Consider the following 25,875-nt stretch of genomic DNA (forward strand, 5'->3'; position numbering starts at 1 on the left):
CGGCGCAATGTCCATCAACGATCTTCCAGTGTTGTCGGCGTTGCGGACCAAGATGCAATGGCACCAGGAGCGGCAGCGCGTTCTGTCCGAAAATGTCGCGAATTCGGATACTCCGAAGTTCAAGCCGCGCGACCTGGTTGAGCCGAAGTTTGATTCAACCGGCGCGCCGGCGAACGCCTTCGCGCCGCTGCCGCTGAGCCTGACCAGCACCGCTCATATCGCACCGTCATCTGGCCAGAATACGGGCTTCGATCAGAATCGCAAGGCGGGCTTCCAGACCCGGCCGGCCGGCAACGCCGTCAGCCTCGAGGACGAGATGCTGAAGGTCTCGGCGAACCAGATGGACTTTGCCGCCGTCACCTCGCTCTACGGCAAGAGCCTGCACCTCTTGAAGACAGCGATCGGCAAGGGCTGAGGGCAAGGGTCGAGGCGCGCGGCTAGACACGGAGAACGACCAGCATGTCGAACGATACAAGCGATTTTCTGCGATCGATGAGCATCGCGACCTCGGGCCTGCGCGCGCAGGCGGGGCGGATGCGGGTCATCTCGGAAAATATCGCCAATGCCGACTCCACGGCTGCGACCGCCGGCGGCGATCCCTATCGCCGCAAGGTCCCGACCTTCACCTCGGCGCTCGACCGTGCGCTCGACGCAAAGGTGGTCGGCCTCGGCAAGGTCGTGCCGGACCAGTCTTCGTTCCGCGTCAAATACGATCCCAGTAACCCGGCCGCGGATGCGACCGGCAATGTCAAGTACCCGAACGTCAACCCGCTGATCGAAATGACCGACATGCGCGATGCGCAGCGATCTTACGAGGCGAACCTGAACGTCATCGGCGCCACCCGCCGCATGATCCAACGTACGCTCGACATTCTCAAGACCTAGGATAGGAACGTTAGCCATGGCTTCCCCCATTTCCGCTGCGAACGCTTATGCGAATTCCGCCCGCGTGCTCGACACCGCCGGATCGGGCAATACATTCGGCAGCCTCGCCCGCGTGCGCGACTTTCTCGGGTCGGCGAACGGGCAGGAGAACTCTGGTCCGTCGTTCAGCGCCCTGTTGAAGGACGCGATCGGGAGCGTGGTCGAGACCGGCCGCAAGTCCGATGCGCAGACGGTGGCGATGGCTTCAGGCAAGGCCAATGTCATGGACGTGGTGACCGCGGTGGCGGAGACCGATGTTGCGGTGTCGACCCTGGTCTCGGTGCGCGACCGCGTGATCCAGTCCTACGAAGACATCATGAAGATGACGATCTGACGCCGCGTTCGGATCATCGAATTCGGACATCGGACAGGCTTGTGCGGTTGCTGCGCGAGCCATCGGTGAAGACTCGTTTATTGGGCCTCCTGATCGCCGTCGAGAGGCGCGGGAAATGCACTGGGGAAGGCGTTGCCAATGACCGGAGCTGAAACGCTGGATGTCGCGCGCGATGCGATCTGGACCATCGTCGTGGTCTCGTCGCCCTTGATGGTGGTCGGCCTCGTCGTCGGCGTCATCGTCTCGCTGTTTCAGGCGCTGACCCAGATCCAGGAGCAGACCCTGGTGTTCGTGCCGAAGATCATCGCGATCTTCGTCACGTTGCTGTTGGCATTGCCGTTCATGGCCGACGCGCTGCATTCCCACATGATGCGGATCTCGTCGCGAATCATCGGCGGATAGGGCAATGTGCGCCGCGGCGCGACTGTCTCTTTGCGCCGTCAGGGGCCCGGACGCAGCGCGCGATGCGCATCGATATTTCATTCCTGCCGGCGCTGGCCGCAGCCTTCATGCTGGCCTTTGCCCGGATCGGCGCCATGGTGATGCTGCTGCCGGGGCTCGGCGAGAGCAACATTCCCGTTCGCATCAAGCTCGCCATTGCGCTGCTGCTCACGATGATCATCCTGCCGCTGCACCGGCAGGCCTATCAGGTCGATATGCAGGCGCTGACGCCGCTATTGGTGATGATGCTGCACGAGATCATCATCGGCATCGTGCTCGGCGCCACCGCGCGCGTGACCTTGGCCGCCCTGCAGGTCGCGGGCGCCGTCATCGCCCAGCAGATGGGGCTCGGCTTCGTCACCGAGATCGATCCGACCCAGGGCCAGCAGGGCGTGCTGGTCGGCAATTTCCTCACCATGCTGGGCGTGACCTTGCTGTTCGCGACCGACAGCCATCACCTGGTGATCGCGGCGCTGAACGACAGCTACAACATCTTTGCCCCGGGCGAATTGGTGCCGAGCGGCGACGTCGCCTCGTTGGCGACGCGGGCCTTTGCCGCCGCTTTCAAGCTGGGCCTGCAGCTCTCGGCGCCGTTTCTGGTCTTCGGGCTCGTCTTCAATATGGGGCTTGCGGTGCTGGCGCGGCTGATGCCGCAGATGCAGGTCTATTTCGTCGGTGCTCCGCTCTCGATCATGATCGGCTTCCTGATCTTCGCGCTGGTGCTCGCGGCGATGATGGGGACCTTCCTCGGCTATTTCGAGGGCGTCATGCACGACCTCACCCCAAGATGAGGGCCTGACGCATGGCCGGCGAGGACGATACCTCCGACAAGACAGAAGACCCGACCCAAAAACGCCTGGACCAGGCGCTCGAGCGCGGCGACGTCGTCAAGAGCCAGGAGCTCAACACCTGGTTCGTGATCGCGGCGGCGACGCTCGTGCTGACGACCTTCTCCGATTCGATCGGCACCGGCGTCATGGTGCCGCTGCGCAACCTGATCGCCAATTCCTGGATGATCCACACCGATGGAGCGGGCCTGCTCGCGCTGGGGCGCAGCCTGGCCTATGCGGTGGTGGTTGCGATCGGCCTGCCGATCTTCATGCTCATGCTGGCCGCGCTCGCCGGCAACATGCTGCAGCACCGGATGGTCTGGTCCGGCGAGCCGCTGAAGCCTGCCTTGAGCAAGATCTCGCCGTTCTCCGGCGCCAAGCGCCTGTTCGGCAAGCAGGCCGCGGTCAACTTCGCCAAGGGCATCTTCAAGCTCGTGCTGCTCGGCACAGTGATGGTGATGATTCTCTGGCCCGAGCGGATGCGGCTCGAATCCATGCTGCATCTCGACCCCGGCGCGGTGCTCGGCGTCACGCTCTCCCTGACCAAGCATCTGATGGGCTCGGTGGTCGCACTGCTCGCGCTGGTCGCGATCGGCGACTACCTGTTCCAGTACCGGCAATGGTACGAGCGGCAGAAGATGTCGGTGCAGGAGGTGAAGGAGGAGTTCAAGCAGTCGGAAGGCGATCCTTACATCAAGGGCCGCATCAGGCAGCTGCGCCAGCAGCGCATGAAGAAGCGCATGATGGCGGCGGTGCCGAAGGCGTCGGTGATCATCACCAACCCGACCCACTATTCGGTGGCGCTAGCCTATGAGCGCGGCATGTCGGCGCCGATCTGCGTCGCCAAGGGCGTCGACAACATCGCCTTCAAGATCCGCGAGGTCGCGCGCGCCCACGACATCCCGATCGTCGAGAACGTGCCGCTGGCCCGCGCGCTCTACGCCACCGTGGAGATCGATGACGAAATTCCTGTGGAACATTATCACGCGGTGGCGGAGATCATCGGCTACGTCATGGGTCTCAGGCGCAACCTGTCCGGGCGACTGTAGCAGTTCATCGCGTTTCGAATCGGCCCAACACGTAAAATACGGATAAATCATGGAATATCGGCTTGACGGGCTTGCGCTTGAGCGTCCGATTCAGGCAGGTGGGGACGGGAGCCGCGCCAATGCGCGTGACGTCCCTGCCGACAGGTCGCGTCCTATTGCCATGAGCGCCCAACCCGACAACGATCCGTCACAGGATCAGGTGAACCTGCCGGACCGGCCACGCCGCAGCGGCAGCATCCTTTTGGTGCTGCTGGTCGCAGGCGGCCTGGTCGCGGTCGCGCTGGTGCTGATGACGATCGGTCGGGCCCAGGCGCAGCCTTATATCCTCGGCCTGTTGGCGCTGCTCGCCACGGTCGGGCTGTTCAACCTGTTCGCCTTCGCGGCCGGCATCGTCCGCTTCGCCGACCGCACCACCGACGATCCCGTGATGGGACGCGTCCCCGACCTCGCCCCGGACGGGCTCGCGGTGACCGATCCGCGCGGGCACGTCGTCTATGCCAACGCCGCCTATCTCGCCATGACCGGCGCCACCAGCGCGCAGGAGGCGCGTCCGGTCGAGCGCGTTTTTATCGGCAATCCCGACGTGTCCGAGGCCGTCTTCCGCCTGCTCAAGGCCGCGCGCGAAGGCAAGCGGCAGCAGGAGGAAGTTCGCATCGCCTCCGGTGAAGGCGGCCAGGGCCGCTGGCTGCGGATGCGCGTGCGCCCGCTCAGCCGCGGCAAGCGCGAATCGAAATATGCGGTGTGGGCGATCGCCGACATCACCCGCGACCGCGAGCGGCAGGAGGACGTGTTCCAGGAGCTGCAGCACGCGATCGAATATCTCGATCATGCGCCGTGCGGCTTCTTCTCGGTGAATGCGGAAGGAAGCCTGGTCTACGTCAACGCGACGCTGGCGAACTGGCTCGACTACGATCTCGCCGAGATCGCCTCTGGCGGGCTGAAGCTTTCGGATGTCGTCTCCGGCGACGGTGCCTCGCTCCTGACCTCGATCGTGGCCGTGCCCGGCGAGGTCAGGACCGAGGTGTTCGACATCGACCTGAAGATGCGCGGCGGCAAGACCGTGCCGGCGCGGCTCTATCACAAGCTCGCTTTCGGCGCCGACGGCGCTCCGGGACCGTCGCGGACGCTGGTCATCAGCCGCGCCCGCGACGAGCGTTCCGACCCCGAGCGCGCGGCCGAAGTGCGCTTCATGCGGTTCTTCGACCATACGCCGATGGCGATCGCCACCGTCGATCGCGGCGGCGCCGTGGTGCGCGCCAATGCCCGCTACGCCAAGCTGGCGCAGGGCCTGAGCACCGATGCCGCCGCGGCGCGGTCGATCTTCCGGGCCGTCAGCCCGCGCGATCGCCATCTGCTGATCGCCGCGATCAACCAGGCCGCGGAAGGGCAGGCGGACATTCCTCCGGTGGAGGTCATGCTGGACGGTCCGAAGGAGCGGTTCGGACAATTCTTCGTCACCGCCGTCGACGAGCCCGAGCGCGAGACCGAAGCTGCGATTGTCTACATGCTCGAGACCACCGAGCGGCGCGCGCTGGAAAACCAGATCAACCAGTCGCAGAAGATGGAGATGGTCGGCCAGCTCGCCGGCGGCATCGCGCACGACTTCAACAACGTGCTCTCGGCCATCATGATGGCCAACGACTTCCTGCTGAACGCGCACAAGCCGACCGATCCGTCGTTCCAGGACATCATGCAGATCAAGCAGAACGCAACGCGCGCCGCCACCTTGGTGCGGCAGCTGCTCGCGTTCTCGCGGCGGCAGACGCTGCGTCCGCAGGTGCTCGATCTCGGCGACGCGCTGTCCGACCTCACCATGCTGCTGCGCCGGCTGATCGGCGAGAAGGTGAAGCTCGACCTGATCCATGGCCGCGACCTCTGGCCGGTCAAGGTCGACGTGTCCCAGTTCGAGCAGGTGATCGTCAATCTGGCGGTCAATGCGCGCGACGCGATGCCCGAGGGCGGCAAGCTCACGGTGCGCACCGCCAATGTCGCGGCGGAGGAGGCGGCACAGGCGAACTATAAGGGCATGCCGGTCGCCGACTATGTGCGGATCGACATCACCGATACCGGCACCGGCATTCCGGCCGAGATTCGGGAGAAGATCTTCGAGCCGTTCTTCTCCACCAAGGAGGTCGGCAAGGGCACCGGGCTCGGCCTCTCCACGGTGTATGGGATCATCAAGCAGACCGGCGGCTTCATCTATGTCGATAGCGAGATCGGCAAGGGGACCTCGTTCCACATCTTCCTGCCGCGCCATCATGCCGAGCAGGAGGTGCATGCCGAGCCGCAGCATGCGACGAACGGCGCGGCAGGCAAGGACGCGCCTGCCACCGATGCCAAGCCTGAGGCCAAGCCGCGGACCGACCTCACCGGCCAGGGGACGATTCTCTTGGTGGAGGACGAAGAGGGATTGCGCGCGCTCAATGCACGGGGCCTGCGCTCACGCGGCTACAGCGTGATCGAAGCCTCCAACGGCATCGAGGCGATGGAAGCGCTGGAGGAGCGCGACGGCAACGTCGATCTGGTGGTCTCCGACGTCGTCATGCCGGAGATGGACGGACCGACCTTGCTGAAGGCGATGCGCGACCGCAATCCCGAGGTGAGGATCATCTTCGTCTCCGGCTATGCCGAGGACGCCTTCGAGAAGAGCCTGCCGGAGAACCAGCAATTCGCCTTCCTGCCAAAGCCGTTTACGCTCAGCCAGCTGGTTGCGGCCGTGAAGGAAACCATGGCGCCGCCACAATAGGATACCGCAATCGAAAGCGGCGGTTCCCCGCGACCCCACGCCGCAGCCGCGCGGCGTCGTGCCGCCTTCTTTTTTCGGCCGCTTTGCCCATGTTACAGGCATCCCCATCCTGGGGATTTAGGAAAATGCAAATGAGTTTCATGCAGCGCAAAAGCGGCCTCCTCAAGGCGATGGCCCTGGTCCTTTCGCTCGCGCTGCCGACGGTGCTCGTCGTTTCGGCGGCCGACGCCCGCGTCGGCGGCGGCTTCAGCTCGGGCTCCCGCGGCTCGCGAACCTTCTCCGCACCGCCGTCGACCTCGACGGCGCCATCGACTGCGAGCCCCTTCAACCGCACGCTCACGCAGCCGGGCTACAATGGCAGCAGCGGCTTTAATTCGCCGGCGCGAGGCGGCTTCTTCAACCGTGGCGGCGGCATGCTGGGCGGTCTCGCCGCGGGCTTCCTCGGCGCCGGCCTGCTCGGGATGCTGTTCGGTGGCGGCCTGTTCTCCGGCCTCAGCGGTTTCGGCTCGATCCTGGGTCTCGTCCTGCAGATCCTGCTGATCGTGTTCCTGGCGCGGATGGCGATGGCCTGGTGGCAGCGGCGCAACCAACCGGCCTATGCCGGCGCAACCCCGGCGCCTGACGGCCAGACCTTCCGGTCGGGCATGGGGTTCGGCGGCTTTGGCGGCGCGAACACGCCCCCGTTGGAGATCCTGCCGGCCGACTATGAGGCTTTCGAACGGCTGCTTGGCGACATCCAAGCCGCGTGGTCGAACGAGGATGTCGGCCGTCTGCGGCTGCTGACGACGCCTGAGATGGCCTCCTATTTCGAGCGCGACCTCGAGCAGAATCAGGCGCGCGGCGTGGTCAACAAGGTCAGCGCGACCAAGCTGCTGCAGGGCGACCTGGCGGAGGCTTGGCGCGAGGGCGACACCGATTACGCCACCGTGGCGCTGCGCTTCTCGCTGGTCGACAAGACGGTGGAGCGCGTGACCGGACGGCTCGTGGAAGGCGGCGATCAGCCGCAGCAGGTGACGGAGATCTGGACCTTCTCGCGCCATCCCGGCAGCAGCTGGCAGCTCTCGGCGATCCAGCAGGCCAACTGATCCTACGAATAGACTGTATGGCAGGGCGCCGCGGAACCATCCGCGGCGCCTTTGCTTTGGGAAAACGAATACCCCTGCTAAATCTATTGCGCCTGTCCCGCCCGCGAGGATTCATCCATGCGCTACGAGCTCTATTACTGGCCCATGATCCAGGGCCGCGGTGAATATGTGCGGCTCGCGCTCGAAGAGGCAGGTGCCGACTATCGCGACGTCGCCCGCGAACCCGGCGGCATGGCCGCGATGACCAAGATGCTCGACGCCAAGAGCGGTACGCCGCCCTTCGCGCCGCCGTTTCTGAAAGCCGGCAAGCTCGTGATCGGGCAGGTCGCCAACATCCTGTTCTATCTGGGCGGCCGGCTTGATCTCGCGCCCAAGGCGGAGGCCGGGCAGCTGTGGGTGCATCAGCTCCAGCTCACGATCACCGATCTCGTCGTCGAGATTCACGACACCCATCATCCGCTCGGACCGACGCTCTACTACGAAGATCAGCGCCCGGCGGCCAAGAAGCGCACCATGGAATTCTGGAACGAGCGGGTGCCGAAATTCCTCGGCTATTTCGAGGACATCCTGAAGGACAAGGGGCCTTACGTCACCGGCCGCCGGCTCGCCTATATCGATCTGTCGCTGTTTCAGATCGTGGACGGCCTGCGCTATGCCTTTCCGCAGCGGATGAAAGCGTTCGAGCGCAAGATCCCCGGCCTGGTCGGACTGCACGACCGCGTCGCCGCCCGGCCCAACATCGCGGCCTATCTCGCGAGCGAGCGCCGCATTCCGTTCAACGAGGACGGCATCTTCCGCCACTACAAGGCGCTCGACGCCTGAGGTTGCCCGGCCCCGGTCTGGTTCGAACGCCGTCGCAGAGGAATCGCGCGCTACATGTTGCGGCCGTCGATCGGCGTCATTGCAAGCTTTGAGAGCTCGATGCCGTCGATGCAGCTCACATTCAGCGCGACGACCTCGCTGCCGTCAGGCTTGCGGCCGCGTGCGAACACGTCGACGCCGCAGTCGATGCAGAGCTGATGCCGGATCAGATGTCTGTTGAACAGATATTCGCGCAGGTTTTCCTCACCGGCGCGGAGTTGGAATTTGGCCGGCGGCAGGAAGGCGAAGTGCAGGCCCTTCTTGGTGCAGATCGAGCAGTTGCAAGCCGTGACCATCGCAAGATCGGTCGTGCATTCGAACCGCACCTGTCCGCAGTGACAGCCTCCGGTGAAGGTCCTTTCGGTCATTGCCGCTCCTCCTGATGGAACGGCGCAACGATAGCGCAAGCGGAGCGGGGGATGCAGCGTCTTTGACAATATATAAACAATCATTTATATATTCATCATGACCGCAGCAGCCGAACTCACGATGGTGATGAAGAGTCTTGCCGACCCCACGCGGCGGGCCGTGTTCGAGCGGATCGCGCGCGAGGGCGAGGTGGCGGCCACGGGGCTGGTGGAGGGATCAGAGGTCTCGCAGCCGGCAATCTCGCACCATCTGAAGGCGCTGCGCGACGCCGGACTGGTGACGGAGCGCCGCGAAGGTCGCTACGTTCACTATCGGGTCGCGCCGCATGGGCTTGATCCGCTTGTCGGCTGGCTCGATCACTACCGCACGTTCTGGCGCGAACGCTTTGAAAAGCTTGAGAAACTGCTGAAGGAAGGCGAGTGATGCGGCAAACCCAGGCGATCGTGGTCGAGAAGGTGCTGCCGTATGCGCCAGATAGGATCTGGCGCGTGTTGACGACCAGCGAACTGATCGCAAAATGGCTGATGCCGAACGATTTCGCTGCCGTGGTCGGCCACCGCTTCACTTTTCGCACCAAGCCGATGGGTGATTGGGATGGTGTTGTGCAATGCGAGGTGCTCGCCTGCGAGCCGCCGCGATTGTTGCGCTACGCGTGGCAGGGCGGCTCGGATTCGAATCCGGCTTATGGTTCGCGGCTGGACAGCGAGGTGACCTGGACCCTGACGCCGGTCGAGGGCGGCACGCATCTGCGCCTGGTCCACGATGGCTTCGAATTCCCCGGCAACAAATTCGCCTTTGAGATGATGAGCCCGGGCTGGGGCCGGGTCATGGACGCCATCGCGCGTGCTGCGGCTGACACATGAGCGCCAGCCTCGTCCCTGGTCCGGCGCTGCGGATCAGGCGAGGATGTCGACCCGGGTGCCCTGTCCCGGCGGCAGTGGTGGGCGGGAGGCCTGCTTCTCAGCTTCGTGTTGGTCGCCGGTCTTCTCCGCCCGCGAGGCCGCAGTCTGCGTCCCCTCCGTCTGTTGGGTCTGCGGCTTGTTCGCCTCGGCCGACACCGACGACTGCGGTGGCGACGAGGATGGTGATAGGGTCGATACGGACATGGTCCAGATCCTCGCTTGCTCGCGCCAAGCGTGGCCAGCGTCAAACGAACGTTTCGTCAATCCGATCGGTCGAATTGTCTGCAACTGGCGGTGGCAGCCGCAATGGTGAACGGGTGCCTGACCCGGTCACAGAAAGATCCAGGCGCCGTTGCGGCCCGCTGCCCTGCCGAAGCTCGCGTCAGGGCAGTTCGTCGCGCACGCATGACTGCGCAGCCGGCCCGGCCGGTATAATGCAGCGACTCACTCTGTCGATCCATGCGAGCCGATGACCCCTGTGGTTCACCGATTTCAGGCGATGGCATCCGCCTGCGCCATTCACATCGAGGCCGATACCGGGGCTGCTGCGATCGCGCTCGCCGCGGAGGCGGAAATCCGCAGGATCGAAGCGCGCTATTCGCGCTACCGCGCGGATAGCGAGCTTGCCCGGATCAATCAGGCCGCGGCCGTCGGCGATACGGTCGATGTCAATGTTGAGACCGCCGGCCTGATCGCCTTCGCCCAGGGCTGCCATCGCGCCAGCGCAGGCGCCTTCGACATCACCTCGGGCGTGCTCCGGCGTGCCTGGGATTTTACGCAAGGCCGCTTGCCGGAGGCGAGTGCCGTTGCAGCGTTGCTGCCGTTGATCGGCCTGGACAAGGTCACCTTGGGCGATGGCCGCCTGTCCTTTGCGCAGGAGGGCCTCGAGTTGGATTTCGGTGGTCTCGGCAAGGAATATGCCTGCGACCGTGCCGCCGAGATCTGCAGCGAGATGGGAGCGGCGGGCGCGTTCGTTGATCTCGGCGGCGACATCCGCGTGATCGGCCCGCAGAGGAGCGGCGATGCGTGGCGGATCGGCATACGTCATCCGCGCGACGCTGCCGCAGTCTTGGCCGAGATTCCGTTGGCTGAGGGAGCGCTGGCGACCAGCGGCGATTACGAGCGCTTCGTGGAGGTCGACGGCATGCGCTACTGCCACATCCTCGACCCCCGTTCCGGCTGGCCGGCGCAGGGATTGTCGTCCGTGACCGTCCTCGCGCCGCGCTGCCTGGTGGCTGGAAGCCTGGCGACCATGGCGATGCTCAAGGGGCGTGATGGCATCGCGTGGTTGCAGGGCCTCGGCGTGCGTCACATCGTGGTGGACGCCGAGGGCCGCTGCAGTGGGACCGAGCCGTTGCTGGCTCAGTGAACTGCGATCTCACGCGATCTGATCGACCAGCGTGCCGGGCGCGGCGTTGGTAGGCACCGAGGACGGATCGATCTGGCTGAGCGACTGCAGGCTCGCGGCCAGCGAGGCCTGCGACGAGCTTGCCGTGCCCGACTGCCCGGCGTTGTCGGCCCGCAGCGAGGACATCAACTGCGACATGCCGCTAACGAAGTCTTGCCGCGACACGCTGCCGGAGCCGCTGGGATCCAGCGTCGCAAAGATCGCATCCGCGCCCTGGTTCTGGAACACGGCTGGTGGATTCTTGGTCTGGAAGGCCTGATCGAATTGGCTCTGGGTAATGCTGCCGGAGCCGGAGGTGTCGATCGAGTCGAACAGGCTCGCCATCTTCTCCCGCGGAGGGCCGCTGCTGCTGGCGCCCGACATCGCATGCAAGCCGTTCGCGGCGCCAATTCCCGAAATGTCCATGGATTGTCCCCCAGAGCGGCCGCCGTTGGCCGTCTTCCTGCGTCACCATGTAGCAGGGCCGGTAAACACACCGTTTACCATGGGGGGAAAACCCGGCGCGGCTATTGATCCTTGCTGCGCGTGATCGTGATCGTCGACTCGGTCTTCGTCCTGACGCAGCGCATGTCGAGCCGGCGATAGCGGCTGGTGACGTCATCGCCGCGGAACAGCCCCAGGCGGCCGAAGCAGCGCCTGATCCCGCGTTGCATGTCGTCCTTCGGCAGTGTGAAGACGATCGCGGCGGCGCCCGCAGTCAAGTCGATGAAAGCCGGCGGCGGTTTGCGGTCTGACTTTGCGAACAGCTGGCCACTGAAATTCTTGGCCGAACAGCCGAGCGTGATCTCGCGGGCTTTGGGATGGGCGAGGTAAACGGTGCCGGCGACGGTCTGGCCGATCCGCAAGCCGTCGATCTGATTCTTCAGCTCCTTGGCGAGATCGTCACAACGGTCGGCGCGCGCGGGCGAGGCCGCGAGCACGGCTGCAAATACCGAAAGAACGCAACATACGGTCGCACGCAAAATCGTCTTCAACATCATTATGAATACCCCCGCGCATTGAAGCGCGCACGTGCGGATCATGCAAGCATCGCGGCCGCTGTGAGCGAAGGATGGCGGCGAGTGTGGCAGACAGGATCCGCGAGCATGCAGGTGATGCGGCGCTTGCGGCCTGCAGGCGGGAGGCAAGCTGACCTCATCCTGCCGTGGTCACCTCGCGGGCCGTGTCGCTCAGAATTTTGAACGTCTCATCCGGGGCGTGCTGCACAAGATCATGGGCACAATGGATGACGCGCACCTCCCAGGCGGGATCGTTGCGCAGGCGCTCATATTGTGCAGCAAACGGTGTGGCGCTCCAGCCGGAGGCATAAACGAAGACGCGAGGAAGCTCCGGCGGTTGGCGGGTGAGGCGCAGCCTCTGCACAAAAGTGCCGAGCGGATGCGGCCGGCAACGAGGATCGACCCCGTCGCGCGGCATGACGGTCAGCCCGTCGTGGCCGGCGCCCGCGATCGCCAATTCGCGATAGCCGTCGCCGGCGAGATCCCACCAGGCCTGACCATGCTCGGGAGCGAATGCATCGAGATAGATCAGGGCTGCGAGTCGCTCGGGCGCGCGGTCCGCGACTCCCGTCGCGACCATGCCGCCATAGCTGTGCGCGCAGAGAACGACATCGGAAAGGTCTTCGACCGACAATAGCGCCACTACGTCGGCGATATGGGTCTCCAGATTGATGGGGGAGGGGGAGGCGGGCGTCTCCTCCAGCCCGCTCAAGGTGACCGCATAGGCGGCATGGCCGGCGGCGCGAAGCCGCGCGGCCAGCGGCGCATACCACCAGCCGCCGCGCCAACCGCCGGGAATGAGGACGAAAGTGGCCATTGCGATCCTCCTGACCGGCCATGCGGAGAGATGTATTGCGCTTGCTCGAGGGGGTAGTCTATCAGGCCTGTCAAGACCGCTTTGGGCGGCCATCTTTAGAACCCCACGAGCTTCCCATGAACGCGCCCACCGCTTTCCCCGACCAGTCCAAGCCCGTCCCGCCCTACAAGCATACGCCGCTGTTTCCGCTCGGGGCCGACACCACGCCCTACAAGAAGATCACCAGCGAAGGCGTGCGGGTCGAGAAGGTGCTCGGCCGCGACATGCTGGTCGTGTCGCGCGAGGCGTTGCGAGCGCTGTCGGAAGCGGCCTTCGGCGAGATCAATCATTACCTGCGCCCCGGACATCTGAAGCAGCTGCGCGCGATCCTCGACGATCCCGAGGCCAGCTCCAACGACAAGTTCGTCGCGCTCGATTTCCTGAAGAACGCCAACATCGCCGCCGGTGGCGTCCTGCCGATGTGCCAGGATACCGGCACGGCGATCATCATGGGCAAGAAGGGCTGCAACGTCATCACCGACGGTGACGACGAGGCGGCGCTGTCGGAGGGGGCGCGCGACGCTTATTTGCGCCGGAACCTGCGCTATTCGCAGGTCGCGCCGCTGTCGATGTATGAAGAGAAGAACACCGCCAACAACATGCCGGCGCAGACCGAGATCTACGCCGAAGGCGACGACGCCTACAAGTTCATGTTCATGGCCAAGGGCGGCGGCTCGGCCAACAAGAGCTTCCTGTTCCAGGCGACCCCGTCGGTGCTGACCAAGGACCGTCTGCTCGCCTTCCTGAAGGAGAAGATCCTCACCCTCGGCACCGCGGCGTGCCCGCCTTATCACCTCGCCATCGTGATTGGCGGCACCTCGGCCGAGCTCTGCATGAAGACGGTGAAGCTTGCTTCGGCACGCTATCTCGACGCGTTGCCGACCCACGGCTCGGCTGACGGCAACGCCTTCCGCGATCTCGAGATGGAGCGGGAAATCCACAAGATGACGCAAAGCCTCGGCGTCGGCGCACAGTTCGGCGGCAAGTATTTCTGCCACGACGTGCGCGTGATCCGCATGCCGCGTCACGGCGCGAGCTTGCCGATCGGTCTCGGCGTGTCGTGCTCGGCCGACCGACAGGTGCTCGGCAAGATCACCAAGGACGGCGTCTATCTGGAAGAACTCGAGCATCATCCGGCGCAATATCTCCCCGAGGTCGAGCAGGCGCTCGGCGGCGAGGTGGTCAAGATCGACCTCAATCAGCCGATGAAGGATATCCTCGCGACCTTGTCGAAGCATCCGATCAAGACCAGGCTGTCGCTGACCGGCACCATGATCGTCGCGCGCGACGCCGCGCATGCCAAGCTGCGCGAGCGGCTCGACAAAGGCGAGCCGCTGCCGGACTACTTCAAGAACCACCCGGTGTATTACGCCGGTCCGGCCAAGACGCCGGAAGGTTACGCCTCGGGCGCGTTCGGCCCGACCACAGCGGGCCGCATGGACTCCTTCGTCGATCAGTTCCAGGCGGCTGGCGGCTCGATGGTGATGGTCGCCAAGGGCAACCGCGCGCCGGCGGTTCGCGAGGCGTGCAAGAAGTATGGCGGCTTCTATCTCGGCTCGATCGGCGGTGCGGCGGCGAACCTCGCCGAGCACTGCATCAAGAAAGTCGAGGTGGTCGAATATCCCGAGCTCGGCATGGAAGCGATCTGGCGCATCGAGGTCGTCGACTTCCCGGCCTTCATCATCATCGATGACAAGGGCAACGACTTCTTCAAGGAGCTCAACCTCGGTTGAGGTTCTCTGAGTTTCGAACAGACAACGGCCGGGAGCGATCCCGGCCGTTTTCGTTTGGCGAAGAGAACATGTGATTGCGTCTCTCGTGAAGCATCGAGTCGCTTGCCATGACAGCGGTGCACCCTCTCTGCCTGTGGGAGAGGGCGACCGCATATGGCCCCAAACCGGACGGGGCCTCATGGTTAGAGACGCGCCGCAAGCGGCGCTCCTCACCATGGAGGTCTGTCATTTTGCCGCAAAACAAGCCCTCGTCCTGAGGAACTCGCCGGAGGCGAGCGTCTCGAAGGACGGCCGCGAGAGAGATCGCCGGCCAAGTTTTTTCCCCATATGCGATCGCTCTGCCTTGTGGGCAGGGTGGCATGATCAGGCGAAGCGCGATCATGCCGGGTGAGGGGTCTGCCTCTGCAGAGACGGTCGAACTCGTGGAGACGAACCCCTCACCCAAGCGAACATGACGTTGGCGCCGGTGCTGCCCTCTCCCGCAAGGGGAGAGGGCACAGTCACTGGCCCTCCGAATGACGATGCCCCTTTCCAGCAGGGGGCGAATAAGCTGCGAGACCTGTGCTCAGCGCTTGTACCCATCGGTGCCGGTGCGCACGGTGGGCGCCGTGCCTGCCTGCGGTCGCGCCGCGCCGCCGCGGGTACGCTGCCGCTCGTCGTCGTAGAGCGTGGGACGATGCTTGGACCGCGCCGCTGCGGCGAGGGCGGAGCCGCGCCATGCAGCGAGCATGATCAGTGCCGCACGCTCGCTCAGCCGCTCATAGAGGCGCGACAGCCTGAAGACAGTCTGGACGGACTGGCCGAGCTCCGGCTTCAGAAACAACAGCACGCGCTGGAACGCCGCGCTCGGCATGCCCAACGCTTTGGCTGCACATGCCAGCGGTTCGCCCGTGGCATCGTCGACGATCTGGGCCGCGATCCGGCCCGAGAGCAGCAGGCTCTCGCCGAGCTCGGCCGTGAAATTCTCCACGTCGGAAACGAAGGCCGCCATCTCCAGCGCTTCGATCGCCCGATTTGCGCGATGTTCGGGAATCCTCATGGCCGGCTTGAGCGGCGTATCGGCCAGACTCTGCAGGATGGCGGTGCGCTCGCTGGCGCTGGCGCCGAAAAACATCTCGCAGAGCTCGGCGGCATCCTTCGGCTGCATCGACAGGCCGGTCGGAGAGGGCTCGACGATGCGAGGCTCGACCGCAGGTCTCGGCAGCATGGATGCCGGAATCGGCGCGGCCTGCGGCAGCGCCTCGTTCTCGCGGGTCGGACGCAGTCCGAGCTTGCGCAGGATCTCGGTCGGCGTCGACGGATAGATCGCAAGGCGCGCGCACACCGCGGCGCGGGTCGCATCATCGACCTCGTCGATCAGTCGCGAGGCGAGCTCGATGAATTGCCGTTCCTCGTCTGCGGAATGCGCGCTCGCCTGCACATAGAGATCGGTCAACACGCGCAAGAGCGTGGGTCGGATGTCGACCCCGTCGCGGCGGGACAACGTCATCAGCCCATCAAGGCCCAGGAAAAGCGATGATCTCGTCATGTCGGGGTACGCAACTTCGGCAATTGTTGCGTCAAATTATCCCCAGTTGTTTTAATAGGCCGTTAAGGAAAATAATTCGTGAAGATCGGCCGAAATTTCCCGGTGCAAGTCTCGCGGTGAGACAAAGGCGCAACGCTTGGCTGCGATCCGCAGCGATGCGTCAGCTCCCCGAGCTGCCGGTTAAGATGCCGTTAACCACGTCCTGATCTTAATCACATTCGTTCGAGGAGCAATTGGCGGCGATGATCGCCGCCGGTTCTCTGCAAGTCTTGAGTGCCGCGCGATCTCGTCTCGCAACGTGTCAGTCGACATGCGGCATCGGTTTGTCGGTTTGCGTGTGCCCCTCTGCCTTTGAAGTTCATGCATGGGGGGATGCAAGGTCACGAACTTCGGGGCAAGAGAGAAGTACATGGCGACCATCATCGAATTTCCGGCTGACGCCGCGCGTCGCGCGCGGTCCGCCGCGACGGGCGCGCCGCAGCAGGGCATGGGGAAGATCCTGATTCTCCCCGTTGTGCGGATCGAGCGCCAAACCTCGGAGCCTAACGACGATCGTGGACCGCGCGAAGGCGCAGCCCCGACTCGCCGCCGTCGCCGTCGGTAAGAGATCATGAGAATTGGAATGCCGGACATCTTGGTTCTGGTCCGGCGCGTCGTGCCGGCTGTCACGCTTCTGGCCGCCGGCAGCACGCTCGCCGCCTGCAGCGGCGGCGATTTCGGCCGGACCCGTGCCGATTTCCGCAATGACGACATGCACAAATGGATCGGAGCGGAAGCCACCGCCAGCGTCGGCGTCGCTCCGTCTCAGTTCCAGCTGACGGACAATGAGCGCCAGCTCCGCGATCTCGCTTATCCTCTGATCGAGCCGCCGCATTCCCGCCCCGCCTGGAAGAGCGTGTTCGGTGACTACCAGCCCTCAGCCTCGCCGTGGCGGCAGAAGGTGGTGTTCGACCGCACCGCCTATGGCCGGGCCTTGATCGACGAGCCGCACCGCTCGCACGCCTCGCGCTATGCGCAGCTGATCGACGACGTCCGCGACGACATCACGCGCTTCGAGCCGTTCTTTGCGTCCGCGATTCGCGTCATCGATCTCGACCGCAAGCGTGACGCCAGCATGCGCTACATGGCCGAGCTGTCGCCGCGGGAGAAGGCCGATGCGGTGGCGCGGATGCAGGAGAATTCGCTGATCGTGCAATGGGTGCAGCTCAGCCTGGAGCAGCGCGTCTCGTCCTATCGTTGGGCGCTGGAACGCCTGGTGCTGCAGGCGCCCGACGGAATGGCCGCCGATGCCGACCGCCTGATCGGCGAACTCGCGGCACAGACCGCAAACCCGCCGGTCGCCGCGCGACCGCTGATTCAGCGTCCGCTGACGACGCGAGGCTAATGCAGTCGGAATAAGGAACAGTGTTCCGCCGTCATTGCGAGCGAAGCGACGAAGCAATCCAGAGCCACCAAGGAAATCTGGATTGCTTCGTCGCTACGCTCCTCGCAATGACGAGATCGCCAAGGGCGACGCTCTTTAGCTGGGCCGAATGACGTTGAACGCCTCCTCGAGCAGATGCGGCGTGTGCTTGCCGGGCGACAGCCGGCAGGCGCGCTCGAAATAATCGGCGAGGGCAGGGCGGAACGACGGATGCGCGGTCTTGTCGATGATGATGCGCGCGCGCTGCTTCGGTGACAGGCCGCGCAGATCGGCGAGGCCCTGTTCGGTCACCAGGATCTGTACGTCGTGCTCGGTGTGGTCGACATGGGTGACCATCGGCACGATGCAGGACAGCGTGCCGTTCTTCGCCGTCGACGGCGTCATGAAGATCGACAGATAGCCGTTGCGGGCGAAGTCGCCGGAACCGCCGATGCCGTTCATGATCGCCGTGCCGCGCACATGGGTCGAATTGACGTTGCCGTAGATGTCGGCCTCGATCAGCCCGTTCATGGCGATGACGCCGAGCCGGCGGATCACCTCCGGATGATTGGAGATTTCCTGCGGCCGCAGCACGATGCGGTCGCGCAGGAATTCGATCTCGCGATTGAATTCGAGCGCGGCTTCGGAGCTGAGCGACAGCGCGGTCGCGGAGGCGAGGTCCATGCGGCCGGAGCGGATCAGGTTCAGCATGCCGTCCTGCAGCACCTCGGTATAAGCCGTCAGATGCGGGAAGGGGCCGTCGTCAAGGCCGGCCATCACGGCGTTGGCGACATTGCCGACACCCGACTGCAGTGGCAGCAGGTTGCGTGGCAGTCGTCCCTGCCGCACCTCGAGCTCGAAGAATTCCAGGATATGGCCGGCGATCGCCTTGGAGGTCGCATCGGGCGCCGCAAATGTCGTGTTGCGGTCCGGCGCGTTGGTTTCGACGATCGCAATGACCTTGTCGGGATTGCAGCGATAGGTGGTCTCGCCGATGCGGTCGCCGGGGGCCAGGATCGGAATCGGCTTGCGGTCCGGCGGCAGACGCGTGCCGTAATAGATGTCATGCATGCCGAGCAGCGCCGGGTTCATCCAGGAATTGACCTCTAGGATGACCTTGTCGGCCTGGTCGAGCCAGGTCTTGTTGTTGCCGATCGAGGTCGAGGGGATCAGGCGTCCATCCGGCAGGATGCCGGCGCATTCGATGACGGCGACATCGAGATGGCCGAGGAAGCCGAACCAGGCGAACTGTGCGACATGGCTGAGATGGATGTCGAGATATTCCATGCTGCCGGCATTGATGCGCTCGCGCGTGGTCGGATCTGACTGGTAGGGCAGGCGCAGCTCGATGCCGTTGGCCTTGGCGAGCGCGCCGTCGAGCTCGGGCGCGGTCGAGGCGCCGGTCCACACGCTGATGCGAAACGGCTCGCCGCGGCCATGCGCCACTTCGATACGCCGCGCCAGCGCCTGCGGCACCGCCTTCGGATAGCCTGAGCCGGTGAAGCCGCTCATGCCGACATTGGCGCCCGCCGGGACCAGCGCGGCCGCGTCGTCTGCGGACATCAACTTTGCGCGCAGCGCCTGCGACATCACCAGTGATGAATTCATTATGCCAACACTCCTCCCGATGCCGCTGTCCGCGGCCATAACAGCGAGGCTGTTTAGGGCCCGCATCAACCCTCTGATTTGACCCGCATCAAATTACGGACGTCGGCGGGTCACGCCCCTGCCAGGGACGGTTGGCGGACAATGGCGCGCAGGGCGCGCGGGCCTTCCGCCAGCAGGTTGCTCTTGCTGTAGCGCGGATTGCCGGTGATCTCCTCGCCGACCCAGTCGGGCAGGTGAACGGTTGCGGATTCGCTCGGCAGCTCGATCTCGGCAATCACGACGCCGTCGAGAACGTCCTGATAGACGTCGACCTGCCAGATTCCACTCTGGCCGGGCACGTAGTAGCGGGTCTTTTCCAGGATGCGGCCGCCGCAATGGGCAAAGATCGCCGCGGCATGCTCGCGCGGAATCTCATACTCGAATTCTTCGCGCGAGATCCCCTGACGGCCGCCTTTCACGCACAGCGTGGTGCGATCCCCGTAACAGCGGATGCGAACCTTCAGATCGTGCTCACGGGCGACGAGGCCGTCCCGCAATCGTTCGCTATGGGTCGCCTGGTCCCGCCAGGAGTCGTTCTTGACGAGAAACTTTCGTTCGATTTCGACCGGCATGAGCAGATGAGGGGCGATGCGCTGATGTCGCTGATACGTCATATCAGCTTACCGCAGCAAGCCACTATGCAACAATGGGTGAAGAGCCGGCTCTTGAAGCTTCCACCGGGAGATCAACGCTTGCCGCGCGGCTTTTCGACCTTCGCCGGCGGCTCGCTCTGGATGCCGCATTTGGCCGCCGCGAGCGAGGCCTGGGCCTGCGGCATCAGTCCGGGCTCCGGCGCCAGCGCTTTCAACACGATCAGGCCGGTCGGCGTCGGCGAATCGATGATCAGCCGGTCGGCCGCGGTGATCTCCTCGTCCTCCGGCAGGTCGCCGTGCTGCGCCTCGGTCATCAGGTCGAGCTCGATGACGCGTTTGCCCGCGGAGCGGTCGTTGATCGCATAATAGGCGATCTCGTTGCGCGTGTAGAACGACACCGACGTATAGGCTTGGCTCACCGGCACCGTCAGGTTGAGCGGGCCGTCAGCGAGATCGTAGCGGCAGACGGCGACCGCAAATGCCGGATCCATGAACGGCATCGGCGAGGTGTTGGGATCGGCGAGCGGCAACGGCGTCACCGCGTTGAGCGCGGTCATCGGCGTCAGCCGCGAATAGGCGTCCTGGGTCGCAATCCGCGGCAGCGCCAATACGCTGACCAGATGCACGACGCCGCCGAGCAGCACGCCGACGATGATGGTGAACAGCAGCCGGATCACGGGCACCCCACTGTTCTGATCGAGGGCATCGGCGCGTCGCGCTGGGTGCGCGTCGCGACCCCGACGGGCGTGTCGTAGAGCCGCAGCATCAGCGCATAGCGCTCGATGCCGCCGGTCGGCAGCCAGTTCCCGGAGCGCGAGCGCGAGGCGATGTGGATCTCGAACGAGCCGTCGGCGGCGCGCACGATCTCCTGGCTGGTGAAGCCATAGCGTTGCAGCGCATTGGCGACGAGATGGCCCTTCCGGTCATAGAGCGTCAGAGTCCAGAACCGCGCCGGCGGCGTGACGCCGGAGACGAGGATATCGCAGCGGCCGTCGAGCGGCTTCTTCTTGTCGTCGGTCGTTGCGGAGAAGGCGATGCCGTCGCCGGTGCCGATCGGCAGCTCGCCGTTCCGCGTGATGGTGGCGCGCGCATAGGGGTCGATGTCGGCGGTGCCGGTCTTGGGGCGGGCGGTCCAACTGCCGATCGTCAGCGTGTTGAACTCGGTGCCGCGCGTCGTCGTCATCCAGGTCGCGCCGATGCCGACGCCGGTAGCGATCAGAAGAGCCAGCAAGGTGATGAGGAGCAGCCGCACGGGATCGCTAAAGTCAGTTTTTGCGCAAAGCAGGGTCGGCGTCGCCGGAAGGCGCCGCCGCGGCATAATTTTCCGGGAAGGCGAGCGCGCTTGACGACACCGGCTTGGCCGGCTTCGGGCCGTCGCTAGGGGCAGCCTTGTCCGCGGTTCGGGCGGCGTCGTCGAGCATTTTCTCGACCTGTACCAGGATCTCGGCGCCGCGCCGGGTCAGGACCGGCGGCGGACCCGGCTTGATTTCGGGCGCCTTCGGCGCGCCGGCCGACGCCATGGCCTGCGCCGCACCTTCGCGCGGCAGCTTCTCGCCCATGCCGACGCCGGGCAGTTCCTTGATCTCGACGCCCTCATGCGCGACCGTCATGATGTCGTGCCAGGTCTGCGCCGGCAGCGAGCCGCCGGTCATGCGGTTGGTCGGCGAATAATCGTCGTTGCCGTACCAGACGGCGCAGGTGAAGTTGCCGGTGTAGCCGACGAACCAGGCATCGCGATAGGCGTTGGTGGTGCCGGTCTTGCCGGCGGTCGGAATGCCGTCCAGCGCGGCGCGCCGCGCGGTGCCCTCGCTGACCACGTGGCTCATCATGCCCGCCATGTCGGCGGCGATGGAAGCCGGAATCGCCTGGCGCGGCTTCGGCCCGTCGCGGTCCCAGCGCCAGACCAGATCGCCGGTACCGGTGCGCACTTCGAGGATCGAATGCGGCGTCACCGCCTTGCCCCGGTTCGGGAACGTGGCGTAGGCGACCGCGTGCTCGAGCACGGTGACCTCGTCGGAGCCGATCGGCAGCGACGGCGTATCCGGCAGCGGCGCCTTGATGCCGAAACGGCGCGCCACCTCGATGATCTTGGCCCGGCCGGCCTTGGGTCCCTGCTTGCCGCCGAGCGCGATCGACAGCTTCACCGGCACGACGTTGATCGAGCGCGTGATCGCCTGGGTCAGCGTCACCGTGCCGGAGTAGGAGTGACCATAGTTCTGCGGGCACCAATTGCCGATGCAGACCGGCCCGTCGACGATGGTCGAGGTCGGCTTGTAGCCGTTGAGCAGCGCCGTCGTGTAGACGTAAGGCTTGAAGGACGATCCCGGCTGCCGATAGGCGTCGACCGCGCGATTGAACTGGCTGGCGCCGTAGTCGCGGCCGCCGACCATGGCGCGGACGCCGCCGTCGAGATCGGCGACCACGGTCGCCGCTTGCGTCGCGTGATAGTCGCGGCCGAACTGGCGCAGCTGGTTCTCGATCGCCTCGTCCGCGGCGTGCTGGACGTTCATGTCGATCGAGGTGCGGACGACGAACACGCGCTCGATGTAGGATTTCGGGAACGTGTCGACCAGCTTATGCATCTCGTCGAAGGCGTAGTCGAGGAAGTAGTTTGGCGAGCTTTCGTCGCGGCGATCGACCGCGAAGGCCGGGTTGCGGCGGGCGCCGAACACCTGGCCCTCGGTCATGAAGCCGGCATCGACGAGGTTGTCGAGCACCTGGTTGGCGCGGGCGCGGGCGGCCGGCAGGTTGATGTGGGGGGCGAATTTGGTCGGCGCCTTGAACAGGCCGGCCAGCATCGCCGCTTCCGCGAGGTTGATGTCGCGCACCGACTTGTTGAAGTAGAAATGCGCCGCGCCGTCGACGCCGAAGGTGCCGCCGCCCATATAGGCGCGGTCCAGATAGAGCTTCAGGATCTCGTTCTTGGTGAGCCGGGTCTCCAGCCAGATCGCCAGGAACGCCTCGTTGATCTTGCGCTCGATGGTGCGCTCGTTCGACAGGAACAGGTTCTTGGCGAGCTGCTGGGTGATCGAGGAGCCGCCCTGGCGCACGCCGCCGGCCTGGGCGTTGGTGACCAGCGCGCGGATGGTGCCGGCGACGTCGATGCCGAAATGATCGTAGAAGCGGCGGTCCTCGGTGGCGAGCGTCGCCTTGATCAGATTGTCCGGAAAGTCTTCCAGCGGGATCGAATCATTATGCTTGATTCCGCGGCTGCCGATCGGGTTGCCGTAGCGGTCGAGGAAGGTGACGGCGAGGTCGGACTTCTTCAGCCAATCCTCGTCCGCGGTCTCGCGGAAGGCCGGGATCGCAAGCGCCAGCAGCAGGACGAGGCCGCCGAGCCCGATGGTGGCGGCCTCCGACAGCGGCTCGACGAACACCCAGCGCTTCCAGCCACCGACATAGAAGCGGTCCATGAAGGCGGAATAGCGCTCGTAGAGCTCGCGGACGCCGCGGCCGGACGAGAATAGGGTGGAGTCGATCCGCGCGTCCCAATCCAGCAGCAGATGCCGGAATTTCGTCTTCCACTCTGGTGGGATGATCTGGCGCACGGAAAACCTGGTCTCTACGAAAGCCGATCAGCTGCAAGATGCGCTCGACCACCGGCTGGGCCATCGGATGGTCTTGCGGGACTGTTGCGGCAAACCCATGGCGCTTCGGTTGCGCCGGGCATGACTCGGTGTCTTATCTAGCCGAGCGGGGGGCACAAACCAATGGTGATGCTCACAAATTGATGGGGCAAGCCTCATCTGGTCTCATGGAACCGCGATGTGGCCCTTGCGCCGGCCTGCCGCGCACCCCTAGATGCCGGCCATCTGTGACCCGGACCCAAAAATGACCGCACCGCTCAAACGTCCCTCCGGCCAGGAAGGATCTTTCTGGAAAACCAAGACCTTGGAGGAGATGTCCGAGGCCGAATGGGAGAGCCTGTGCGATGGCTGCGGACGTTGCTGCCTGGAGAAGCTGGAGGACGAGGACACCGGCAGGATCTATTTCACCCACATTGCCTGCAAGCTTCTGGATGCCGGCCTATGTGCCTGCAAAAATTATGAAAATCGTTCCGAAATGGTACCGGATTGCGTTCGTCTGACACCTGAGAATGTTCGCACCATTACCTGGCTGCCGCCGAGCTGCGGCTACCGCTTGGCGGCCGAAGGGCGCGATCTCTATTGGTGGCACCCGCTGATCTCCGGGGATGCTCAGACGGTACATGAGGCCGGCGTGTCCGTGCGCGGCCGGGTCGAAGGCAGCGAGGACAACGTCCCCGTCGACGAGCTCGAGGACCACATCGTGCAGTGGCCGGTGCTGCTGCCCAAGCGTGCCAGGCTGAAGCGCCGGCCCACCAAATAGCGCGCAGAGGGGCCGCTCACTTCGCGCTCGCAGCAACTCACATCGCCGCGACCCGCTGCCCGGTGCAGGCATGCGGCCATGCGCAAGAGCCGCTGCCGCGAGGGAAACTTATCCCTTAGATGATTGGCTGCTCAGCGAATCTTCGCGGTGCCCATCGCGCGCCGGACAACATTATTCCCATGAACAAGTTTGAACGGCAGAGCCGCTATCCTGCCGCCGCCACTTCCGTGCCCGAAGAGATCGCCGCCGAATTGCCGGCGTTGCCGCCGCAGATGCAGGCGATCGAGGACGCGCCGTCGATCGCGCCACAGGCGCCGCTGACCCGGGCCGAGGTTCGCACCATCATCATGAGCCTGCTGCTCACGATGTTCCTGGCCGCGCTCGACCAGACCATCGTGGCCACGGCGCTGCCGACCATCGGCCGCGAGTTCCAGGACGTCGCCAACCTGTCCTGGGTCATCACCGCCTACCTCCTGGCGTCCACTGCGGTGGCCCCGGTGTTCGGCACCTTGAGCGATATCTATGGCCGCCGCGCCATGATCATCACTTCGCTCACTTTGTTCATCGCGGGTTCCGTGGTCTGTGCGCTGGCGCCGAGCATGCCGGTCCTGATCCTTGCCCGCGGCCTGCAGGGGCTCGGTGGCGGCGGCATCATGCCGGTGGTGCAGACGGTCATTTCGGACGTGGTCAGCCCGCGCGAGCGCGGCCAGTACCAGGCCTATTTCAGCAGCGTCTGGATGGTGGCCGGCCTGCTCGGGCCGGTGATCGGCGGCTTCTTCGCCGACCACCTGCACTGGTCGATGATCTTCTGGATCAATCTGCCGCTTGCGATCGGGGCGCTCGCGCTGCTGCTGCCGAACATGGCGCGGATCCCCGTCTATCACCGCATGCGTAAGGTGGATTGGGCCGGCGGCCTGTTGCTGATGGGGTCCGCCGTGGTGTTCATGCTGGTCCTCACCTGGGGCGGCCATAAGCTCGCCTGGCTGTCGCCGACCCTCCTGGCCATGATCGGCACCGCGGTGGCGCTGGCGCTCGTCTTCGTCTGGCATGCGCGCCGCGCGGCCGAGCCGTTCCTTCCCTTGTCCCTGATCGGCGGCACGGTCGTGCCTTACGGCCTGTTGACGAGCGGCTGCGCGCTCGGTGCCATGATCGGGCTCACGGTGTACCTTCCGCTCTATTACGAAGTGGTCTACCACCTGTCCGCCAGCGAAGCCGGGCTCGGGCTCATTCCGCTGGCGGCGATCTCCACGCTGGGCGCGGCCGTTGCCGGCCGCACCATGGCGCGGGTCAAGCATTATAAGCGCGTCGCGATCTTCGGCACCCTGGTCGCGACCGTGGCGGCTGCCGTCATGACGCTCACGACCCCATCGCTCTGGATGCTGCTGCTGCTGCTCTCGGTGTTCGGCATCGGCCTCGGCACGCCGTTTCCGATCTGCGTCGTGTCGCTGCAGAATGCGGTGCCGCGTTCGCAGATCGGCACCATCACGGGCGGAATGAACTTCTTCCGCGCCATGATGTGCTCCTTCACCGTGGCGGCCTTCGGCGCCATCCTGTTGACGGTGTTGGGCGCGGATGTCTCGCTGGCCGAGGGCGCGAGCGGCTCGGTCAGCGGCATCGCGGAAGCCGACATGGTCCACGCCTTCCGCTTCGTCTTCGGTGCGGCCACTGCCATGCTGGGCTGTGCCGCTGTCTGCATGATCCTGATGGAAGAGCGGCCGCTCGCCGGGCCAGCCGCGCGGCCGGAGGCCATCGAGATGGCGGAGTAGCGGGGGCGCAGGCTCAGCGAGCGGCTGCCGGGCTTCTCTGACACGGTGTTGCGTGG

The 25,875-nt window shown here is 65.1% G+C and carries 28 protein-coding genes; 17 read left to right on the forward strand and 11 right to left on the reverse strand.

Annotated elements, in window-relative coordinates:
- Window positions 1-7: 7 nt before the first annotated feature.
- The 9 genes from flgB (at window position 8) to QX071_RS33625 (ending at window position 8,231) form a co-directional block, all read left to right on the forward strand.
- On the forward strand, window positions 8-415 hold the full coding sequence (gene flgB, locus QX071_RS33585; RefSeq protein ID WP_315707170.1) for a flagellar basal body rod protein FlgB: 408 nt from the start codon (window positions 8-10) through the stop codon (window positions 413-415).
- Window positions 416-459: 44 nt separating this feature from the next.
- A complete protein-coding gene (flgC, locus tag QX071_RS33590; RefSeq protein WP_315707171.1) occupies window positions 460-885 on the forward strand; it encodes a flagellar basal body rod protein FlgC in 426 nt (141 codons plus the stop codon).
- 16 nt (window positions 886-901) lie between these two features.
- Window positions 902-1,258 carry a flagellar hook-basal body complex protein FliE gene (gene fliE, locus QX071_RS33595; protein WP_315707172.1) on the forward strand — a complete coding sequence of 119 codons (357 nt, stop codon included), beginning with the start codon at window positions 902-904 and terminating at the stop codon, window positions 1,256-1,258.
- Between the two features lie 138 nt (window positions 1,259-1,396).
- The gene (gene fliQ, locus QX071_RS33600) at window positions 1,397-1,660 is read left to right on the forward strand and encodes a flagellar biosynthesis protein FliQ (protein ID WP_008974330.1); all 264 of its coding nucleotides are present in this window, start codon (window positions 1,397-1,399) and stop codon (window positions 1,658-1,660) included.
- Between the two features lie 62 nt (window positions 1,661-1,722).
- The gene (gene fliR, locus QX071_RS33605; protein ID WP_315707173.1) at window positions 1,723-2,490 is read left to right on the forward strand and encodes a flagellar biosynthetic protein FliR; all 768 of its coding nucleotides are present in this window, start codon (window positions 1,723-1,725) and stop codon (window positions 2,488-2,490) included.
- Window positions 2,491-2,501: 11 nt separating this feature from the next.
- A complete protein-coding gene (gene flhB / locus QX071_RS33610) occupies window positions 2,502-3,578 on the forward strand; it encodes a flagellar biosynthesis protein FlhB (protein WP_315707174.1) in 1,077 nt (358 codons plus the stop codon).
- 160 nt (window positions 3,579-3,738) lie between these two features.
- Window positions 3,739-6,324 (forward strand): cell cycle histidine kinase CckA, encoded by a 2,586-nt coding sequence (gene cckA / locus QX071_RS33615; RefSeq protein WP_315707175.1) that lies wholly within the window; start codon window positions 3,739-3,741, stop codon window positions 6,322-6,324.
- Window positions 6,325-6,464: 140 nt separating this feature from the next.
- On the forward strand, window positions 6,465-7,409 hold the full coding sequence (locus QX071_RS33620) for a Tim44 domain-containing protein (protein WP_315707192.1): 945 nt from the start codon (window positions 6,465-6,467) through the stop codon (window positions 7,407-7,409).
- A gap of 117 nt (window positions 7,410-7,526) precedes the next feature.
- Window positions 7,527-8,231 carry a glutathione S-transferase gene (locus QX071_RS33625; RefSeq protein WP_315707176.1) on the forward strand — a complete coding sequence of 235 codons (705 nt, stop codon included), beginning with the start codon at window positions 7,527-7,529 and terminating at the stop codon, window positions 8,229-8,231.
- A gap of 50 nt (window positions 8,232-8,281) precedes the next feature.
- On the opposite strand, the gene QX071_RS33630 is transcribed toward QX071_RS33625, so the two are convergent.
- Complete coding sequence (locus tag QX071_RS33630; RefSeq protein WP_315707177.1) at window positions 8,282-8,638, reverse strand: GFA family protein; 357 nt, start codon at window positions 8,636-8,638, stop codon at window positions 8,282-8,284.
- Between the two features lie 97 nt (window positions 8,639-8,735).
- On the opposite strand from QX071_RS33630, the gene QX071_RS33635 reads away from it, so the two are divergent.
- Both QX071_RS33635 and QX071_RS33640 read left to right on the forward strand, forming a co-directional pair.
- The gene (locus QX071_RS33635; RefSeq protein ID WP_315707178.1) at window positions 8,736-9,062 is read left to right on the forward strand and encodes a metalloregulator ArsR/SmtB family transcription factor; all 327 of its coding nucleotides are present in this window, start codon (window positions 8,736-8,738) and stop codon (window positions 9,060-9,062) included.
- A complete protein-coding gene (locus QX071_RS33640; protein ID WP_315707179.1) occupies window positions 9,062-9,502 on the forward strand; it encodes an SRPBCC domain-containing protein in 441 nt (146 codons plus the stop codon). The genes QX071_RS33635 and QX071_RS33640 overlap by 1 nt, the downstream gene beginning before the upstream one ends.
- Window positions 9,503-9,535: 33 nt before the next feature.
- Here QX071_RS33640 and QX071_RS33645 read toward each other — a convergent pair whose 3' ends face one another.
- Complete coding sequence (locus QX071_RS33645; RefSeq protein WP_315707180.1) at window positions 9,536-9,745, reverse strand: hypothetical protein; 210 nt, start codon at window positions 9,743-9,745, stop codon at window positions 9,536-9,538.
- 295 nt (window positions 9,746-10,040) lie between these two features.
- Here QX071_RS33645 and QX071_RS33650 point away from each other — a divergent pair, with 295 nt between their 5' ends.
- On the forward strand, window positions 10,041-10,910 hold the full coding sequence (locus QX071_RS33650; RefSeq protein WP_315727840.1) for an FAD:protein FMN transferase: 870 nt from the start codon (window positions 10,041-10,043) through the stop codon (window positions 10,908-10,910).
- A 9-nt stretch (window positions 10,911-10,919) separates the two neighbouring features.
- Here QX071_RS33650 and QX071_RS33655 read toward each other — a convergent pair whose 3' ends face one another.
- The 3 genes from QX071_RS33655 to QX071_RS33665 form a co-directional block, all read right to left on the reverse strand.
- Window positions 10,920-11,354 carry an EF-hand domain-containing protein gene (locus tag QX071_RS33655; RefSeq protein WP_315707182.1) on the reverse strand — a complete coding sequence of 145 codons (435 nt, stop codon included), beginning with the start codon at window positions 11,352-11,354 and terminating at the stop codon, window positions 10,920-10,922.
- Between the two features lie 101 nt (window positions 11,355-11,455).
- Window positions 11,456-11,929 carry a hypothetical protein gene (locus QX071_RS33660; RefSeq protein WP_315707183.1) on the reverse strand — a complete coding sequence of 158 codons (474 nt, stop codon included), beginning with the start codon at window positions 11,927-11,929 and terminating at the stop codon, window positions 11,456-11,458.
- 154 nt (window positions 11,930-12,083) lie between these two features.
- Window positions 12,084-12,764 (reverse strand): alpha/beta hydrolase, encoded by a 681-nt coding sequence (locus QX071_RS33665; RefSeq protein WP_315707184.1) that lies wholly within the window; start codon window positions 12,762-12,764, stop codon window positions 12,084-12,086.
- A gap of 116 nt (window positions 12,765-12,880) precedes the next feature.
- Here QX071_RS33665 and QX071_RS33670 point away from each other — a divergent pair, with 116 nt between their 5' ends.
- Entirely contained in the window at window positions 12,881-14,536 is a 1,656-nt protein-coding gene (locus tag QX071_RS33670; RefSeq protein ID WP_315707185.1) for a fumarate hydratase, read from the forward strand.
- Window positions 14,537-15,101: 565 nt separating this feature from the next.
- On the opposite strand, the gene QX071_RS33675 is transcribed toward QX071_RS33670, so the two are convergent.
- On the reverse strand, window positions 15,102-16,064 hold the full coding sequence (locus QX071_RS33675; RefSeq protein WP_315707186.1) for a DUF2336 domain-containing protein: 963 nt from the start codon (window positions 16,062-16,064) through the stop codon (window positions 15,102-15,104).
- Between the two features lie 409 nt (window positions 16,065-16,473).
- Between QX071_RS33675 and QX071_RS33680 the strand changes: the two genes are divergently transcribed.
- Window positions 16,474-16,668: a hypothetical protein gene (locus QX071_RS33680; protein ID WP_315707187.1), complete on the forward strand. Its 195-nt coding sequence runs from the start codon at window positions 16,474-16,476 to the stop codon at window positions 16,666-16,668.
- A gap of 18 nt (window positions 16,669-16,686) precedes the next feature.
- Window positions 16,687-17,448 (forward strand): hypothetical protein, encoded by a 762-nt coding sequence (locus tag QX071_RS33685; protein ID WP_315707188.1) that lies wholly within the window; start codon window positions 16,687-16,689, stop codon window positions 17,446-17,448.
- Between the two features lie 135 nt (window positions 17,449-17,583).
- On the opposite strand, the gene QX071_RS33690 is transcribed toward QX071_RS33685, so the two are convergent.
- From QX071_RS33690 to QX071_RS33710, 5 genes are all read right to left on the reverse strand, one after another.
- The gene (locus QX071_RS33690; RefSeq protein WP_315707189.1) at window positions 17,584-19,074 is read right to left on the reverse strand and encodes an acetyl-CoA hydrolase/transferase family protein; all 1,491 of its coding nucleotides are present in this window, start codon (window positions 19,072-19,074) and stop codon (window positions 17,584-17,586) included.
- Between the two features lie 110 nt (window positions 19,075-19,184).
- The gene (locus QX071_RS33695) at window positions 19,185-19,685 is read right to left on the reverse strand and encodes a CYTH domain-containing protein (protein WP_315707193.1); all 501 of its coding nucleotides are present in this window, start codon (window positions 19,683-19,685) and stop codon (window positions 19,185-19,187) included.
- Between the two features lie 113 nt (window positions 19,686-19,798).
- Entirely contained in the window at window positions 19,799-20,383 is a 585-nt protein-coding gene (locus tag QX071_RS33700; protein WP_315707194.1) for a DUF1254 domain-containing protein, read from the reverse strand.
- Window positions 20,380-20,958 carry a DUF1214 domain-containing protein gene (locus tag QX071_RS33705; protein ID WP_315707190.1) on the reverse strand — a complete coding sequence of 193 codons (579 nt, stop codon included), beginning with the start codon at window positions 20,956-20,958 and terminating at the stop codon, window positions 20,380-20,382. Before QX071_RS33705 ends, QX071_RS33700 begins: the two co-directional genes overlap by 4 nt.
- Window positions 20,959-20,971: 13 nt before the next feature.
- Window positions 20,972-23,254, reverse strand: a complete 2,283-nt coding sequence (locus tag QX071_RS33710) for a PBP1A family penicillin-binding protein (RefSeq protein WP_315727850.1) — start codon at window positions 23,252-23,254, stop codon at window positions 20,972-20,974.
- Window positions 23,255-23,537: 283 nt separating this feature from the next.
- Between QX071_RS33710 and QX071_RS33715 the strand changes: the two genes are divergently transcribed.
- Window positions 23,538-24,053 (forward strand): YcgN family cysteine cluster protein, encoded by a 516-nt coding sequence (locus tag QX071_RS33715; RefSeq protein ID WP_315707355.1) that lies wholly within the window; start codon window positions 23,538-23,540, stop codon window positions 24,051-24,053.
- 179 nt (window positions 24,054-24,232) lie between these two features.
- Window positions 24,233-25,819, forward strand: a complete 1,587-nt coding sequence (locus QX071_RS33720) for an MDR family MFS transporter (protein ID WP_315707356.1) — start codon at window positions 24,233-24,235, stop codon at window positions 25,817-25,819.
- Window positions 25,820-25,875: the final 56 nt, after the last annotated feature.

The organism is Bradyrhizobium sp. SZCCHNS1022 (genome assembly GCF_032484835.1).
In the GTDB taxonomy this organism is placed as follows: Bacteria; Pseudomonadota; Alphaproteobacteria; order Rhizobiales; family Xanthobacteraceae; genus Bradyrhizobium.

Coding starts and splice junctions, on each gene's coding strand:
- QX071_RS33655 (WP_315707182.1), bottom strand. CDS start 11,354: ATGGACATTTCGGGAATTGGCGCCGCGAACGGCTTGCATGCGATGTCG.
- QX071_RS33690 (WP_315707189.1), bottom strand. CDS start 19,074: ATGAATTCATCACTGGTGATGTCGCAGGCGCTGCGCGCAAAGTTGATG.
- QX071_RS33625 (WP_315707176.1), top strand. CDS start 7,527: ATGCGCTACGAGCTCTATTACTGGCCCATGATCCAGGGCCGCGGTGAA.
- fliE (WP_315707172.1), top strand. CDS start 902: ATGGCTTCCCCCATTTCCGCTGCGAACGCTTATGCGAATTCCGCCCGC.
- QX071_RS33685 (WP_315707188.1), top strand. CDS start 16,687: ATGCCGGACATCTTGGTTCTGGTCCGGCGCGTCGTGCCGGCTGTCACG.
- QX071_RS33645 (WP_315707180.1), bottom strand. CDS start 9,745: ATGTCCGTATCGACCCTATCACCATCCTCGTCGCCACCGCAGTCGTCG.
- QX071_RS33680 (WP_315707187.1), top strand. CDS start 16,474: ATGGCGACCATCATCGAATTTCCGGCTGACGCCGCGCGTCGCGCGCGG.
- QX071_RS33620 (WP_315707192.1), top strand. CDS start 6,465: ATGCAGCGCAAAAGCGGCCTCCTCAAGGCGATGGCCCTGGTCCTTTCG.
- flhB (WP_315707174.1), top strand. CDS start 2,502: ATGGCCGGCGAGGACGATACCTCCGACAAGACAGAAGACCCGACCCAA.
- QX071_RS33720 (WP_315707356.1), top strand. CDS start 24,233: ATGAACAAGTTTGAACGGCAGAGCCGCTATCCTGCCGCCGCCACTTCC.
- QX071_RS33660 (WP_315707183.1), bottom strand. CDS start 11,929: ATGATGTTGAAGACGATTTTGCGTGCGACCGTATGTTGCGTTCTTTCG.
- fliQ (WP_008974330.1), top strand. CDS start 1,397: ATGACCGGAGCTGAAACGCTGGATGTCGCGCGCGATGCGATCTGGACC.
- flgC (WP_315707171.1), top strand. CDS start 460: ATGTCGAACGATACAAGCGATTTTCTGCGATCGATGAGCATCGCGACC.
- QX071_RS33675 (WP_315707186.1), bottom strand. CDS start 16,064: ATGACGAGATCATCGCTTTTCCTGGGCCTTGATGGGCTGATGACGTTG.
- QX071_RS33630 (WP_315707177.1), bottom strand. CDS start 8,638: ATGACCGAAAGGACCTTCACCGGAGGCTGTCACTGCGGACAGGTGCGG.
- QX071_RS33640 (WP_315707179.1), top strand. CDS start 9,062: ATGCGGCAAACCCAGGCGATCGTGGTCGAGAAGGTGCTGCCGTATGCG.
- QX071_RS33695 (WP_315707193.1), bottom strand. CDS start 19,685: ATGCCGGTCGAAATCGAACGAAAGTTTCTCGTCAAGAACGACTCCTGG.
- QX071_RS33635 (WP_315707178.1), top strand. CDS start 8,736: ATGACCGCAGCAGCCGAACTCACGATGGTGATGAAGAGTCTTGCCGAC.
- flgB (WP_315707170.1), top strand. CDS start 8: ATGTCCATCAACGATCTTCCAGTGTTGTCGGCGTTGCGGACCAAGATG.
- QX071_RS33650 (WP_315727840.1), top strand. CDS start 10,041: ATGGCATCCGCCTGCGCCATTCACATCGAGGCCGATACCGGGGCTGCT.
- QX071_RS33670 (WP_315707185.1), top strand. CDS start 12,881: ATGAACGCGCCCACCGCTTTCCCCGACCAGTCCAAGCCCGTCCCGCCC.
- cckA (WP_315707175.1), top strand. CDS start 3,739: ATGAGCGCCCAACCCGACAACGATCCGTCACAGGATCAGGTGAACCTG.
- QX071_RS33665 (WP_315707184.1), bottom strand. CDS start 12,764: ATGGCCACTTTCGTCCTCATTCCCGGCGGTTGGCGCGGCGGCTGGTGG.
- fliR (WP_315707173.1), top strand. CDS start 1,723: ATGCGCATCGATATTTCATTCCTGCCGGCGCTGGCCGCAGCCTTCATG.
- QX071_RS33715 (WP_315707355.1), top strand. CDS start 23,538: ATGACCGCACCGCTCAAACGTCCCTCCGGCCAGGAAGGATCTTTCTGG.